General features: G+C 67.1%; 15 protein-coding genes. 8 read left to right on the top strand and 7 right to left on the bottom strand.

The features are described 5' to 3' along the window. Positions 1 to 13 precede the first annotated feature (13 nt). A complete protein-coding gene (locus tag AABQ55_RS18740; RefSeq protein WP_272806093.1) occupies positions 14 to 1027 on the bottom strand; it encodes an AAA family ATPase in 1014 nt (337 codons plus the stop codon). A 194-nt stretch (positions 1028 to 1221) separates the two neighbouring features. On the opposite strand from AABQ55_RS18740, the gene AABQ55_RS18735 reads away from it, so the two are divergent. The 3 genes from AABQ55_RS18735 to AABQ55_RS18725 are packed head-to-tail and all read left to right on the top strand — an operon-like array spanning position 1222 to position 3742. Next, positions 1222 to 1839, top strand: a complete 618-nt coding sequence (locus tag AABQ55_RS18735) for a DUF1285 domain-containing protein (protein WP_244767046.1) — start codon at positions 1222 to 1224, stop codon at positions 1837 to 1839. Next, positions 1836 to 2468, top strand: coding sequence for a CoA pyrophosphatase (locus AABQ55_RS18730; protein ID WP_244767045.1), 633 nt, complete (start codon positions 1836 to 1838; stop codon positions 2466 to 2468). The genes AABQ55_RS18735 and AABQ55_RS18730 overlap by 4 nt, the downstream gene beginning before the upstream one ends. Further along, positions 2465 to 3742: a CCA tRNA nucleotidyltransferase gene (locus tag AABQ55_RS18725; protein ID WP_272806092.1), complete on the top strand. Its 1278-nt coding sequence runs from the start codon at positions 2465 to 2467 to the stop codon at positions 3740 to 3742. Before AABQ55_RS18730 ends, AABQ55_RS18725 begins: the two co-directional genes overlap by 4 nt. Positions 3743 to 3834: 92 nt before the next feature. On the opposite strand, the gene AABQ55_RS18720 is transcribed toward AABQ55_RS18725, so the two are convergent. From AABQ55_RS18720 to hemF, 3 genes are all read right to left on the bottom strand, one after another. Then, entirely contained in the window at positions 3835 to 4026 is a 192-nt protein-coding gene (locus AABQ55_RS18720) for a DUF1059 domain-containing protein (RefSeq protein WP_244767043.1), read from the bottom strand. 165 nt (positions 4027 to 4191) lie between these two features. Next, positions 4192 to 4440 carry a hypothetical protein gene (locus tag AABQ55_RS18715; protein ID WP_244767042.1) on the bottom strand — a complete coding sequence of 83 codons (249 nt, stop codon included), beginning with the start codon at positions 4438 to 4440 and terminating at the stop codon, positions 4192 to 4194. Positions 4441 to 4525: 85 nt separating this feature from the next. Further along, the gene (gene hemF, locus AABQ55_RS18710; RefSeq protein WP_272806091.1) at positions 4526 to 5437 is read right to left on the bottom strand and encodes an oxygen-dependent coproporphyrinogen oxidase; all 912 of its coding nucleotides are present in this window, start codon (positions 5435 to 5437) and stop codon (positions 4526 to 4528) included. 171 nt (positions 5438 to 5608) lie between these two features. Here hemF and AABQ55_RS18705 point away from each other — a divergent pair, with 171 nt between their 5' ends. After that, positions 5609 to 5866 carry a hypothetical protein gene (locus tag AABQ55_RS18705; protein ID WP_244767040.1) on the top strand — a complete coding sequence of 86 codons (258 nt, stop codon included), beginning with the start codon at positions 5609 to 5611 and terminating at the stop codon, positions 5864 to 5866. A gap of 4 nt (positions 5867 to 5870) precedes the next feature. Here AABQ55_RS18705 and AABQ55_RS18700 read toward each other — a convergent pair whose 3' ends face one another. Then, a complete protein-coding gene (locus AABQ55_RS18700; RefSeq protein ID WP_272806090.1) occupies positions 5871 to 6263 on the bottom strand; it encodes a tautomerase family protein in 393 nt (130 codons plus the stop codon). Positions 6264 to 6358: 95 nt separating this feature from the next. Here AABQ55_RS18700 and AABQ55_RS18695 point away from each other — a divergent pair, with 95 nt between their 5' ends. Further along, positions 6359 to 7231, top strand: a complete 873-nt coding sequence (locus AABQ55_RS18695; RefSeq protein ID WP_272806089.1) for a LysR substrate-binding domain-containing protein — start codon at positions 6359 to 6361, stop codon at positions 7229 to 7231. 112 nt (positions 7232 to 7343) lie between these two features. Then, positions 7344 to 8624: a hemolysin family protein gene (locus AABQ55_RS18690; RefSeq protein WP_244767037.1), complete on the top strand. Its 1281-nt coding sequence runs from the start codon at positions 7344 to 7346 to the stop codon at positions 8622 to 8624. Positions 8625 to 8662: 38 nt separating this feature from the next. Here the strand turns inward: AABQ55_RS18690 and soxR are convergent, their stop codons facing one another. Further along, positions 8663 to 9097 (bottom strand): redox-sensitive transcriptional activator SoxR, encoded by a 435-nt coding sequence (soxR, locus tag AABQ55_RS18685; protein WP_317633299.1) that lies wholly within the window; start codon positions 9095 to 9097, stop codon positions 8663 to 8665. 98 nt (positions 9098 to 9195) lie between these two features. Between soxR and AABQ55_RS18680 the strand changes: the two genes are divergently transcribed. Both AABQ55_RS18680 and AABQ55_RS18675 read left to right on the top strand, forming a co-directional pair. Next, positions 9196 to 9768: an NADPH-dependent FMN reductase gene (locus tag AABQ55_RS18680; RefSeq protein WP_272806088.1), complete on the top strand. Its 573-nt coding sequence runs from the start codon at positions 9196 to 9198 to the stop codon at positions 9766 to 9768. Beyond that, positions 9765 to 10973, top strand: coding sequence for an MFS transporter (locus tag AABQ55_RS18675; RefSeq protein ID WP_272806087.1), 1209 nt, complete (start codon positions 9765 to 9767; stop codon positions 10971 to 10973). Before AABQ55_RS18680 ends, AABQ55_RS18675 begins: the two co-directional genes overlap by 4 nt. Before the next feature lie 76 nt (positions 10974 to 11049). Here AABQ55_RS18675 and AABQ55_RS18670 read toward each other — a convergent pair whose 3' ends face one another. Continuing rightward, complete coding sequence (locus tag AABQ55_RS18670; protein WP_272806086.1) at positions 11050 to 11511, bottom strand: tRNA (cytidine(34)-2'-O)-methyltransferase; 462 nt, start codon at positions 11509 to 11511, stop codon at positions 11050 to 11052. Between the last annotated feature and the right edge of the window lie 370 nt (positions 11512 to 11881).

The following is an 11881-nucleotide window of genomic DNA, read 5'->3' as shown; positions in this document are numbered from 1 at the left end:
TGATCGGCCCCGCTCAGCCGCCGGCCTGGCGGACGAGGCCTGCAATGACGTCACGAACCGACATGCCTTCGGCGCGCGCGCCGAAGGTGAGGGCCATGCGGTGCTGCAGCACGGGTTCGGCAAGGGCGAGAACGTCGTCGACGGAAGGCGCGAGGCGGCCTTCATAGAGCGCGCGGGCTCTCGCGCAGAGCATCATGGCCTGGCCGGCGCGCGGGCCGGGGCCCCAGGCGACGTGCTTGTCGGTGGAGGCGATGCCGTTGCCGGGGCGGGCGGAGCGCACGAGAGACAGGATGGCGTCGAGCACCTTTTCGCTGACCGGCATCTGGCGGATGAGGTTCTGGATCTCCATCAGGCGCGCGGCCGAGATGGCGGCGCTCGCCTGTGCCTCGTGCACGCCGGTCGTTTCGAGCAGGATCTGGCGTTCGGCGGCAAGTTCCGGATAGTCGACGTCGACCTGCAGCAGGAAGCGGTCGAGCTGCGCCTCGGGCAGCGGATAGGTGCCTTCCTGCTCCAGCGGGTTCTGCGTCGCCAGCACATGGAAGGGCTTCGGCAGGTCGTTCGGCCGGCCGGCGACCGTCACGTGATATTCCTGCATGGCCTGCAGCAGGGCGGACTGGGTGCGCGGCGAGGCGCGGTTGATCTCGTCGGCCATCAGGAGCTGGGTGAAGATCGGGCCGGGCACGAAGCGGAAGGAGCGCTTGCCGTTCTCATCCTGGTCCATCACCTCCGAGCCGAGGATGTCGGAGGGCATCAGGTCCGGCGTGAACTGGATGCGGCTGGAGGAAAGGCCGAGCACGGTGCCGAGGGTGACCACCAGCTTGGTCTTGGCAAGGCCGGGCACGCCGACGAGCAGGGCATGACCGCCCGAGAGCACCGCCAGCATCGTCTGCTCGACCACGCTTTCCTGGCCGAAGATGACCTTGGCCACCTCCTTGCGGATGATCGCGATGTCGGAGAGCGCCCGTTCCGCGGCGGCGATCACCGCCTTTTCGTCCAGGCCTGCCTCGGGGGAATTCTGAACGCCCATGGGTCTCTCCACTACCGGTCCTAAAATCTTCGGCGAATCGTGGTCTTGCCGCGTCCGCTTCATAGATAGAAAGCTTATTAGCTCACCCGTGGCTGACAAGCGGCCACGAAATGACTATCTCGTGAGTGTATCCACCCTTTCCTCTTCGTGAAGAAGGGCCTCTCGCGGAGATAGGGTTCAACCGGGACGGAACAATGGCAACGGGCGAAATTCGCGAAAGCAGCGATGCGGCGGGACTGGCCGCGCTGATCGCACGGGCCGGCGCGGAAACCGGCGGGCGCGGCCTGCCGCCGGTCGAGCGCTGGAACCCGCCGTTCTGCGGCGACATCGACATGGAGATCCGCGCCGACGGCACCTGGTTCTACCTGGGAACGCCGATCGGCCGCGCGCCGCTGGTGCGGCTGTTCTCGACCGTCCTGCGCAAGGACGAGGACGGCAGGACCTATCTGGTGACGCCGGTCGAGAAGGTCGGCATCCGGGTCGTCGACGCGCCGTTCCTCGCCGTCGAGATGAATGCGTCGGGCGAGGGGGAGGCGCAAAAGCTCACCTTCCGCACCAATGTCGGCGATGTGGTGGAGGCGGGGCCGGAGCACCCGCTGCGCTTCGTCATCGCGGGCGGGAATAGCGAGCTGAAGCCCTATCTCCTCGTGCGCGGGCGGCTGGAGGCCCTGGTCTCGCGGGCGATGATGTACGAGCTGGTCGCGCTTGGCGAGACGGTCGAGATCGACGGGACGGACATGTTCGCGGTGCGCTCCGGCGGCGTGGTCTTCCCGATCATGCCGGCCGCCGAGCTGGATGCGCTCACCCGATGAGTTTTCCGCCCTACAGCGCCGCCGAGTTCCGCCGCCGGGCATTGGAACAGATGCTGACGCTCGGCGAGGGGACCTGGCGCGAGCATGGCGACAGCCTGCTCAATCCGGGCGTCATTCCGCATCTCGAAGACATGAAGCTGCGCGATGCGGCGGTGCTGATCCCCGTCGTCGACGATGGCGACGAGGCGCGGGTCATCTTCACCCAGCGCACCGCCACCATGCGGAAACATTCCGGCCAGATCGCCTTTCCGGGCGGCGCGGTCGATGACGAGGACGAGAACGTCGAGGCTGCGGCGATGCGCGAGGCGGAGGAGGAGATCAGCCTCGACCGCCGCTTCGTCGAGCCGGTCGGGCGTCTGCCGCAATACAAGGCGCTGTCGGGTTTTTCCATCACGCCCGTCCTTGCCGTGGTGCAGCCGGGGTTCGAGCTGACGCCCAATCCGGCGGAGGTCGAGAAGGTCTTCGACGTGCCGCTGTCGTTCCTGATGGATCCGCGCAACCACGAGCAGGGCAGCGGCATCTGGCTCGGCGGCGAGCGGCATTATTATCGCATGCCCTATGAGGGGCATAATATCTGGGGCATCACCGCCGGCATCGTGCGGGTGATCTATGAAAGGCTTTATGCATGACGTCTGTTTCGGGCGAGGCGTGGTTTGCCGATCCGGCGCTCGTTCGCGTGCTGGCGCTGCTCAACAGCGACGGCGGGGAGGCGCGCATCGCCGGCGGGGCCGTGCGCAACAGCCTGATGGGCCTGCCGGTCGCCGATATCGACATCGCGACGACGTTGCGGCCGGAAGCGGTGGTCGAGCGGGCGAAGGCGGCCGGCATCAAGGCGGTGCCGACGGGCATCGAGCACGGCACGGTGACCCTGGTCCTCGACGGCAAGCCGTTCGAGGTGACGACGCTGCGCCGCGACGTCGCCACCGATGGCCGCCGCGCGGATGTCGCCTTCGGCACGGACTGGCGGGCGGATGCCGAGCGGCGCGACCTGACGATCAATGCGCTCTACGCCACCGACGACGGCACGGTCATCGATCTCGTGAACGGCCTGCCGGATATCGAGAGCCGCACGGTGCGCTTCATCGGCGATGCGGCGACGCGCATTGCGGAGGATCACCTGCGCATCCTGCGCTTCTTCCGCTTCTTCGCGCTTTACGGCAGCGGCCGGCCGGATGCGGAGGGGCTGAAGGCCTGCGCGCGGGCGAAGGATACGCTGGGGAAACTCTCGGCGGAACGGGTCTGGTCCGAGACGAAGAAGCTGCTGGGCGCGCCCGATCCCGGCCGGGCGCTGTTGTGGATGCGGCAGGCGGGCGTGCTTACCGCGATCCTGCCCGAAACGGAGAAATGGGGCATCGATGCGATCCCCGGCCTGATCGATGCCGAGACGGCGTTCGGCTGGACGCCGGACGCGCTGCTGCGCCTTGCCGCCATGGTGCCGCCGGACCGCGCGCGCCTGAAGGCGCTTGCCGGGCGCCTGCGCCTTTCCAGGGCCGAGGCGGCCACTCTCGACCATTGGGCAGGCGCGCCGGAAATCGCGCAGAAACTCGCCGAGACGGCGTTCGAGCGGCTGCTCTACCGCAACGGCGCTGAGGGGCTGACCATGCGTTTGAAGCTGGCGCTCGCGTCCGCCCGGGCCCGCGGGCTCGCCGATCCGCAGGCGCTCGCCTTTGCCGGGCTTTGCCAGCGGCTCCTCGCAAAGGCGGAGACATGGCACAAGCCGACCTTCCCGCTGAATGGCGCGGATGTGCTGGCCGCCGGCATTCCCGCCGGCCCGAAGGTCGGCGCGGTACTCGGCGCGATCGAAGACGCGTGGGTGGCGGGCAATTTTCATGACGGCCGCACCAAGCTGCTTGCCCGCCTGGAAGCACTGGCCAGGCAGGAGGGAGAGCCTTCGAAGGCCTAGAAGCAGGAACGTCCAGTCACACCGACAATTTCCTTCTCCCCGGCGGGGAGAAGGTGGGGCAGATCGACAAGGGGCTTGCGGGGCGCTGCCCGTCAGGCGGCGTCGGCCGCCTTCTCGTCGACGATGCGTTCCTTGATGTGGTCGACCATGCTTTCCCGGATGATCGCCTCACCATGGACGGCGCGCATGTGCTCGACCGCGCGGCGGACGACTTCGGCGTCGTCATTGGCCCGCGTATGCCAGTCGCATCCGGGGACGAGTGAACCGCATTCAAAAAGTCTCATGACCTATCTCCTGTCGTTTCAACGGAACCAGTGTAGCAGATGAGGCCCCGCCGGCCAAATCGCGGCCGGGCCGGCGGCTCGGTTGGCCGTCCCGAGAAACGGCGAAAGCGGCCCGGGGTTCCGCCCCGGGCGCGGATTCATCGCCGCTTTTGCGGGCGGCCATTGTCAGGCCGCGTCGTCCTTCGCCCAGGCGTCGAAGCAGCAGGACGACTGGAACTGGGCCGGGGTCGTGTGGTGATCGACGAGATGGTGAACCACGCCGCTGGCAAGCCGCAGCCGGGCTTCCTCGACGAAATAGGCGTGCGGCAGGTCGAGGCCGCTCTCGGCACGGATGGTTTCGGCGAAACGATCGAGAAATTCGGGGGATTTCGGGTCGGGACCCGCCTGCATTGCCTCTTGTGCTGCAATCTTCATGACTGCTTCCTCCATGGACTCATGCAGGCGGCATCATACCATGGACAGTGCGGATCTGTAATCACAAGGCGGCGAGGGCCGGCCTTCAGGGCCAGCGCACCACCGGGGGCAGCGAGGAGAGGATCGATTCGACATTGCCGCCGGTCTTGAGGCCGAAGATGGTGCCGCGGTCGTAGAGCAGGTTGAACTCGACATAGCGGCCGCGCCGCACGAGCTGCTCGTCTCGGTCCTCTTCCGTCCAGCCCTTGTTGAAGTTCGCGCGCACGATCTTCGGATAGACCATGGCGAAGGCCCGGCCGACATCCTGCGTGAAGGCGAAGTCGGCGTCCCAGCCGCCGAGTTCCTCCGGCGAATGCAGCCAGTCGTAGAAGATGCCGCCGGTGCCGCGCGGTTCGCCCCGGTGCTTGAGGAAGAAATAGTCGTCGCACCATTCCTTGAATTTCCGGTGGTCGGCGACGGGATGGCGGTTGCAGGCGATCTCCATCGCCTTGTGGAAGAGCGTGGTGTCGGGGTCGTCCATCACGCGGCGGCGGTCGAGCACCGGCGTCAGGTCCGCCCCGCCGCCGAACCAGCGGCTGGTGGTCACGACCATGCGCGTGTTCATGTGCACGGCGGGCACGTTGGGGTTCACCGGATGGGCGATGAGCGAGATGCCGGAGGCCCAGAAGCGCGGGTCCTCGCTGGCGCCGGGGATCTGGCCGCGGAACTCCGGCGAGAATTCGCCGTGGACGGTGGACGTGTGCACGCCGACCTTCTCGAAGACGCGGCCTTCCATCATCGACATGCGTCCGCCGCCGCCTTCGCCCCCCTCGCGCAGCCAGTCCTTGCCGACGAAGCGGCCGGGCCGCATGTCGGAGAGCGGCCCCTGCAGGTCGTCCTCGATCGCCTCGAAGCTGGCGCAGATCGCGTCGCGCAGCCGCTCGAACCAGGCGCGGGCGGCATTCTTCTTCTCTTCGATGTCCTCGGGCAGGCCCTTCGGCAGGTCTGGTCGTTCCATGGTGCTTCCCGCTGGCGGGCAGCCCGCCGAATCGCATTTTCGCCACAGTCCAAAACTTTGCGCCGTTTGGCAACCGCGGGCGGGGCATCGGCTGGGGACGGCGGGACTCGCAAAATGCGCGGGGGCGGCTTATGTTTCTTCCGTCGAATGTGCTGCCAGGAGGAAATCTGCATGGCGCGTGTTCCCGGTCCGCCCCCTCTCGAAGGGCTCCGGCGCCATATCGAGCGTCGCCGTCGTGAAAAACCCGCCGGCGAGGGCCATTTCGTCCGCGAGACCTTCTGCCTCGACCGGCAGGCGGCGCGGGAGAAGGCGCGCGAATGGTTCGACCTCTGGCCGAAGGCCGCCTACTGGACCGAGGTCGAGAGCTGGCGCGCCATGGAGGGCGACCGCATCGAGTTCACCATGCGCCGCCTGCCGAGCGCCGACTGACGCTTCATGCCGCAACGGCAACGCGCCGGCTTTCCTGCGTTTGGCCGCCATAGCCCCAGCTGTCCGTCGCGATATCGCGGATGACCACATAGGTCACCGGATTGAGATGCGCGCCCAGCGCTTCTTCCAGCAGGGCATAGGCGGCGGCGATGAAGCGGGCCTTCTCCTCCGCCGTGTTCGTGCCCTCGCTGATCAGGATCTCGAAATGGCCGGCCACCTTCTGCCGGCGCGCGCCGATGGCCCAGTCGGCGATCGGCGTTCCCTCTATAAGGACGGCGGTCGCTTCGGCGCGCTTGCCGAGCAGCGTGACGGCAAGGCGGGTGGCCTCGTCCTGGAGGTGCAGGCGCTCGCCGTCGGTCAGGTTCCTGCCGGCGAGGCGGATATGGAGGAAGGGCATGGTCGTCTCCTGTCTCTTGTTGACGGGATGAGCCTATTGCGCGACTATCGTTTTTAAAATTGAGAAGCATTGCAGATATGGTTTTGGAAAACTGAATGGTTTCGCCCCGCAACTTCGACATGGACGTGCTGCGCACCTTCGTCACGGGGGTGCGGCTCGGCAGCTTTGCGAAAGCCGCGGAGGCACTGGGGCGAACGCCGCCGGCCGTCAGCCTGCAACTGAAGAAGCTTGCCGATCTCAGCGGCCAGACGCTTTTCACCAAACAGGGCCGGGGCCTTGCGCTCACCGATGCCGGCGCGGCGCTGCATGATTATGCGGTGCGTATCCTCGACTTGAACGACGAGGCGATGATGATGCTCGGCTCCAGCCGGGCGCTCGACGGCTGGCTGCGGCTCGGCATTCCGCAGGACTTTGCCGAGACGTCGCTGCCGCCGGTGCTCGGCCGCTTTTCCCGGGCGCATCCGAAGCTGCGCGTCGAGGCGCGGGTCGATCGCGGCGCCAGGCTGGTGGCGGCGGTGGAACGCGGCGACCTCGACATGGCCGTCACCTGGGGCGGGCAGAAAAGCGCGCATTGCCGGCACATCGCCACCCATCCGATCGTCTGGATCGCGGCGGCGGACTACGACGTCTCCGCCGGGGAACCGGTGCCGCTCATCGCCTTCGATCCGCCCTGTTCGTTCCGGGCCGCCGCCGTCGATGCGCTTTCGGCGGCCGGGCGGGAGTGGCGGCAGGTCTTTTCCAGCCCCGGCCTTGCCGGGCTCTGGGCGGCGGTGACGGCCGGGCTCGGCGTGACGATCCGCACCACCACCGGCATGCCCGCGCATCTGCGCGTGCTCGACCCGCAACGGGCCGGATTGCCGGCGCTCGGCAGCGTCGACCTGATGCTGCACACGGCCGAGGCGGCGCCGTCCGCGCCGGTCGGGCGGCTGCGCGACATCCTCCTCGAAATGCTCGTGATCCCCACCTGACGCGACCGTGATCGGCAAGTTCGATTGACGGCGGCCCGCCGCGCCCCTATCTTGCGGCCATCGTCATCAACAGAAAGGCGCCGTTGCGGTTCAGAAGCACGGCTCACAGTCCTTGTTCGAACTCGCGATTGCTGTCTTCCTCATCCTCTTCAACGGGGTCTTTGCCCTTTCCGAACTTTCCATCGTCTCCGCGCGAAAACCACGCCTGAAGACCATGGCCGCGCAGGGCTCGCGCGGCGCCGCCGCCGCGCTGAAGCTGGCGGACCACCCCGGAAAATTCCTCTCCACCGTCCAGATCGGCATTACCCTCATCGGCATTCTCGCCGGTGCCTTTTCGGGTGCCGCGCTCGGCGGGCGCCTGCGTGACATCCTCTATGCCGAGGGTGTGCCGGACTGGCTGGCCGATCCGCTCGGCTACGGTATCGTCATCTTCATCATCACCTATCTTTCGGTGGTGGTCGGCGAGCTGGTGCCCAAGCAGATCGCGCTGAAGAACCCGGAGCGTTTCGCCGCGCTCGTCGCGCCGGCCATGTCGCTGCTCTCCAAGATCGGCGCCCCGGCGGTCTGGATCCTCGATGCCTCGACGCGGCTGATCTTCCGCCTCACCGGCCAGCACGAGGTTGCCGAGAGCGTCGTCACCGACGAGGAAATCAAGACCATCGTCGCCGAAGCGGAGGCTGCCGGCGTCATCGAGGGCGGCGAAAAGCTGATGATCGCCGGCGTCATGCGCTTTTCCGACCGCGAGGCGCGCGGTCTCATGACGCCGCGCAACGATGTCGACTGGATCGACCTTGGCGACACGATGGAGGAAATCCACCAGACTCTCAACGAGAGCCAGCATTCCCGTCTGCCGGTCGCCGACGGCGGGCCGGAGACGATCGTCGGCATCGTGCAGAAGCGCGAGCTGCTCTCGGCCGTGCTGGCCGGCCAGCCGCTCGATATCCGCGCCTTCATCCGCCCTGCGCCGATCGTGCCGGACACGATGGATGCGATGCGCGTGCTCGACAAGCTGCGTACTTCCGAAGTGCCGATGATGCTGGTCCACGATGAATACGGCCACTTCGAGGGCGTCATCACGCCTGCCGACGTGCTGGAGGCGATTGCCGGCGTGTTCCGCGCCGATATCGAGGAAGGCGACGACGACTATGCCGTGCAGCGCGAGGACGGCTCCTGGCTGATCGCCGGCGCCATGCCGATCGACGAGATGGCCGATCGCCTCGGCCTGCAGCTGCCGGCCCGCCGCAGCTACCAGACCGCCGCCGGCCTCGTCATCGAATCGCTGCAGAAGCTGCCGAAGACCGGTGAGGTCACGGAAACGCAGGGCTGGCGCTTCGAGGTCGTCGACATGGACGGCCGCCGCGTCGACAAGCTGCTCGCCACGCGGCTGGACTGAGCCGATCCCATCAAGACGCGGTCGTGCGTTCCTGAAGGTCAGGGCTCGAGCAGCCTCGGGCCCGGCCCTTCGGCGGCCAGTTCGTCCAGCGGGTTGCGCAGCGGGCATTCCTGCATCGACAGGCAGCCGCAGCCGATGCAGCCGTCGAGCTGGTTGCGCAGCTTCGTCAGGCGCGCGATGCGCTCGTCGAGCTGGCGGCGCCAGGTCTCCGAGAGCTTGCGCCAGTCGAGGCTCGTCAGCGGCCGGTCGTGCGGCAGGACCGACAGGGCGTCGGCGATCTCCGAAAGCGGAATGCCGGTGCGCTGCGCCACCTTGATCACCGCCACCCGGCGCAGGATGCTGCGCGGATAGCGCCTCTGGTTGCCGCGGTTGCGCTGGCTGTGGATGAGCCCCTTCGTCTCGTAGAAATGCAGGGTGGAGACCGCGATGCCGCTACGCTCGGCAACCTCGCCGACGCTGAGTTCCCGGGGCATGCCGGTCCTTGGACATTTTTCCGTCATGGCTGTTGACCTCAACTTAAGTTGAGGTTTTATACCAGCGGCTCCTCGCATTTCCAAGACGGAGCCGCCGCATGACTGACAGACTGACGATCGCCCTCATCTATGGCAGCGGTCGCGAAGGGCGCTTTGCCGATACGATCGCGGGATGGCTGGAGCCTGAACTCGCCGGTTTCGGCCAGTTCAACATCGTGCGCATCGACCCGATGGAGCTGGCCTTCACGCCCGGCGGCCTCGACGAGGCCTCGGCGGAGCTGGTCGAAAGCCGGATTTCGCAGGCGGATGCCTTCCTGATCGTCACGCCGGAATACAACCATGCCTATCCGGCGGCGTTGAAGGCGATCATCGACAGCTGCTTCCGCCCCTGGCATGCCAAGCCGATCGCCTTCATCGCCTATGGCGGCGTCTCCGGCGGCCTGCGCGCCGTCGAGCAGCTTCGGCTGGTCTTTGCCGAGCTGCATGCGGTGGCGATCCGCGAGACGGTGAGCCTTGCCCATGCCTGGACGCATTTCGACCCGGTCGGCAACCCCTTCCGACAAGGCCAGCTCAACGGCCAGCTTGCCGTCCTGATGAAGCGCCTGACCTGGTGGGCGAACGCGCTGAAGGCGGCGCGCATCGCGACGCGCTATGACGAGGCCGCAGCATGAAGCCGGAACACTATGCGGCAGCGGAGGTCGCCCGCTCCCCGGCAGATCTCCGGCGCAATTCGACGCTGCTCTTCATCAGCACGCTCACCATCATGTCCGGCGCGACGATTTCCGCCTCGCTGCCGGGCATCGCGGCGCGGTTCGCCGATGTGGAGAATGTCGCGCTGCTCAGCCGGCTGGTGCTGACGCTGCCTGCGGTCTTAATCGCGCTGTTCTCTCCGGCGGCCGGCTTCCTGGTCGATCGTTTCGGCCGCAAGCCGCTGCTCACGGTCTCGCTCGCGCTGTTCGCCATTGCGGGGGCGTCCGGCCTCGTCCTCGATACGCTGCCCGGCCTTCTGGTCGGGCGTGCCGCGCTCGGCATTGCCGTCGGCGGCATCATGACGGCGACGACGGCGCTGGTCGGCGATTTCTTCCAGGGCGCGGCGCGCGATCGCTACATGGGCCTGCAACAGGCCTTCGTCGGCGTCGGCGGCACGATTTTCCTCACCGGCGGCGGTTTCCTTGCGGAGGTCCACTGGCGCGGGCCGTTCCTCATCTACACGGTGGCGGTCCTGCTGGTGCCGGCGGCGCTCGCCTTCCTGCCGGAGCCGCGCCGCGCGCGGCCGGCCGGCCCCGCCACCGGGGCGGACCGGCTCGGCGGTCGCGCCACCGCATTGCTCGCCTTGCTGTTCCTCGCCGCCGCGGTCAACATGATCGCCTTCTACATGATCCCGACGCAGCTTCCCTTCTACCTCGAAACGCTCGGCTTTGCCGCCCCGAGCCTTGCCGGCACGGCGATCGGCGCGGGCCAGTTCGTCGGCGTGGTGAGCGCGCTTGCCTTCGCGCCCTTCCGGCGCCTTGCCGGCATCATGGGCGTCTTCGGCCTCGGCTTCGTCTCGGCCGGCTTTTCGTTCCTGCTGCTCTCGGGGGCGGAAAGCTATGCCGGCGTGCTCGCGGCCATGGCCGTCTCCGGTGTCTGCATGGGCACGATCATGCCGAATTTCGCGGCCGCCGCGATGCTGCTCGCTCCGCCGGCCCGGCGTGGCCGCGTCTCGGGCCTCCTGGTGTCCAGCATCTTTGCCGGCCAGTTCCTCTCGCCCGTCGTCTCGCAGCCGCTGATCGCCGTATCGGGTTACGACGGCGCCTACGCCATTGTCGGCGCCATCGTGCTCGCCTTCGGCGTCGTGGCCTTCGCGTTGCGCTGGTTGTGGCCGGGTGATGGCTAGGGCGATTCCCGTAGCCGCGCGAGGCCGGAAAGGCGGAGCGCTTTTGCGATTCGGGACGGAGCGGAAATGCGTGCGGTCAGGCAAAACCCGTCTGGCGCAGGGCCTCGCCGCCGATCATCGCGGCGGCGAGCGCGACATTGATGGAGCGCTGCCCCTCGACCATGGGAATGAGCACCCGGCCGTCCGCCCTGTCATGCACGTGGTCCGGCACGCCGGCGCTTTCGCGGCCGAAGAGCAGGATGTCGGTCGGCCGGTAGGCGAAATCCGTGTAGCGTTGGGCGGCCTTGGTCGAGGCGAGCACGAGGCGGCAGCCGCTTTCCCGCCGCCACGCCTCGTATCGCTCCCAGTTGACATGTCGCGTCAGCGTCACGGCGGCAAGGTAATCCATGCCGGCCCGCTTGAGGCTGCGGTCGGAAATATCGAAGCCGGCCGGCTCGATGATGTCGACGGAAAGGCCGAGGCAGGCGGCGAAACGCAGGATCGTGCCGGTATTGCCGGCAATGTCGGGCTGGTAGAGGGCGATGCGAAGTGCGGACATACGGCCTCGCCTACAGCAATTCCGGCCAAGGTGCGAAGCGGTTTTGTCTTAAAAATTGCGGAAAGACAAAAAGATGGTGCCGACCCGCCTTTCGGCGAAAAGCGGCGGGATGCCATCGCGGATGTGGCGGCAGGGCAACAGAATTGGCCGGAAAGACGAAATTGCGACAAAGCGGCTGGCAAATTGCGTCGTTTCGCGCTAACCAAGGCGCATCTTCAACGCGAGAAAAGGGAGGATCATTATGGATACCATGTATCGACCGCGCCTCCCGGCTGGATTGACGCCTCTTCTCGCGTAGGCGTTTCGCCACCAAGATTCCCACCGTTTCTTCATTTTACTTCGTCGTGTGACGCTTTTCGTCGCCCCACGG

The sequence above is a fragment of the Shinella sp. WSD5-1 genome, from assembly GCF_963942435.1.
GTDB lineage: Bacteria > Pseudomonadota > Alphaproteobacteria > Rhizobiales > Rhizobiaceae > Shinella > Shinella yambaruensis.
The sequence above is the reverse complement of the archived record's forward strand: the minus strand, read 5'-3'. Positions and strand labels throughout refer to the sequence as shown.

Coding starts and splice junctions, on each gene's coding strand:
- AABQ55_RS18740 (WP_272806093.1), bottom strand. CDS start 1,027: ATGGGCGTTCAGAATTCCCCCGAGGCAGGCCTGGACGAAAAGGCGGTG.
- AABQ55_RS18735 (WP_244767046.1), top strand. CDS start 1,222: ATGGCAACGGGCGAAATTCGCGAAAGCAGCGATGCGGCGGGACTGGCC.
- AABQ55_RS18730 (WP_244767045.1), top strand. CDS start 1,836: ATGAGTTTTCCGCCCTACAGCGCCGCCGAGTTCCGCCGCCGGGCATTG.
- AABQ55_RS18725 (WP_272806092.1), top strand. CDS start 2,465: ATGACGTCTGTTTCGGGCGAGGCGTGGTTTGCCGATCCGGCGCTCGTT.
- AABQ55_RS18720 (WP_244767043.1), bottom strand. CDS start 4,026: ATGAGACTTTTTGAATGCGGTTCACTCGTCCCCGGATGCGACTGGCAT.
- AABQ55_RS18715 (WP_244767042.1), bottom strand. CDS start 4,440: ATGAAGATTGCAGCACAAGAGGCAATGCAGGCGGGTCCCGACCCGAAA.
- hemF (WP_272806091.1), bottom strand. CDS start 5,437: ATGGAACGACCAGACCTGCCGAAGGGCCTGCCCGAGGACATCGAAGAG.
- AABQ55_RS18705 (WP_244767040.1), top strand. CDS start 5,609: ATGGCGCGTGTTCCCGGTCCGCCCCCTCTCGAAGGGCTCCGGCGCCAT.
- AABQ55_RS18700 (WP_272806090.1), bottom strand. CDS start 6,263: ATGCCCTTCCTCCATATCCGCCTCGCCGGCAGGAACCTGACCGACGGC.
- AABQ55_RS18695 (WP_272806089.1), top strand. CDS start 6,359: ATGGTTTCGCCCCGCAACTTCGACATGGACGTGCTGCGCACCTTCGTC.
- soxR (WP_317633299.1), bottom strand. CDS start 9,097: ATGCCCCGGGAACTCAGCGTCGGCGAGGTTGCCGAGCGTAGCGGCATC.
- AABQ55_RS18680 (WP_272806088.1), top strand. CDS start 9,196: ATGACTGACAGACTGACGATCGCCCTCATCTATGGCAGCGGTCGCGAA.
- AABQ55_RS18675 (WP_272806087.1), top strand. CDS start 9,765: ATGAAGCCGGAACACTATGCGGCAGCGGAGGTCGCCCGCTCCCCGGCA.
- AABQ55_RS18670 (WP_272806086.1), bottom strand. CDS start 11,511: ATGTCCGCACTTCGCATCGCCCTCTACCAGCCCGACATTGCCGGCAAT.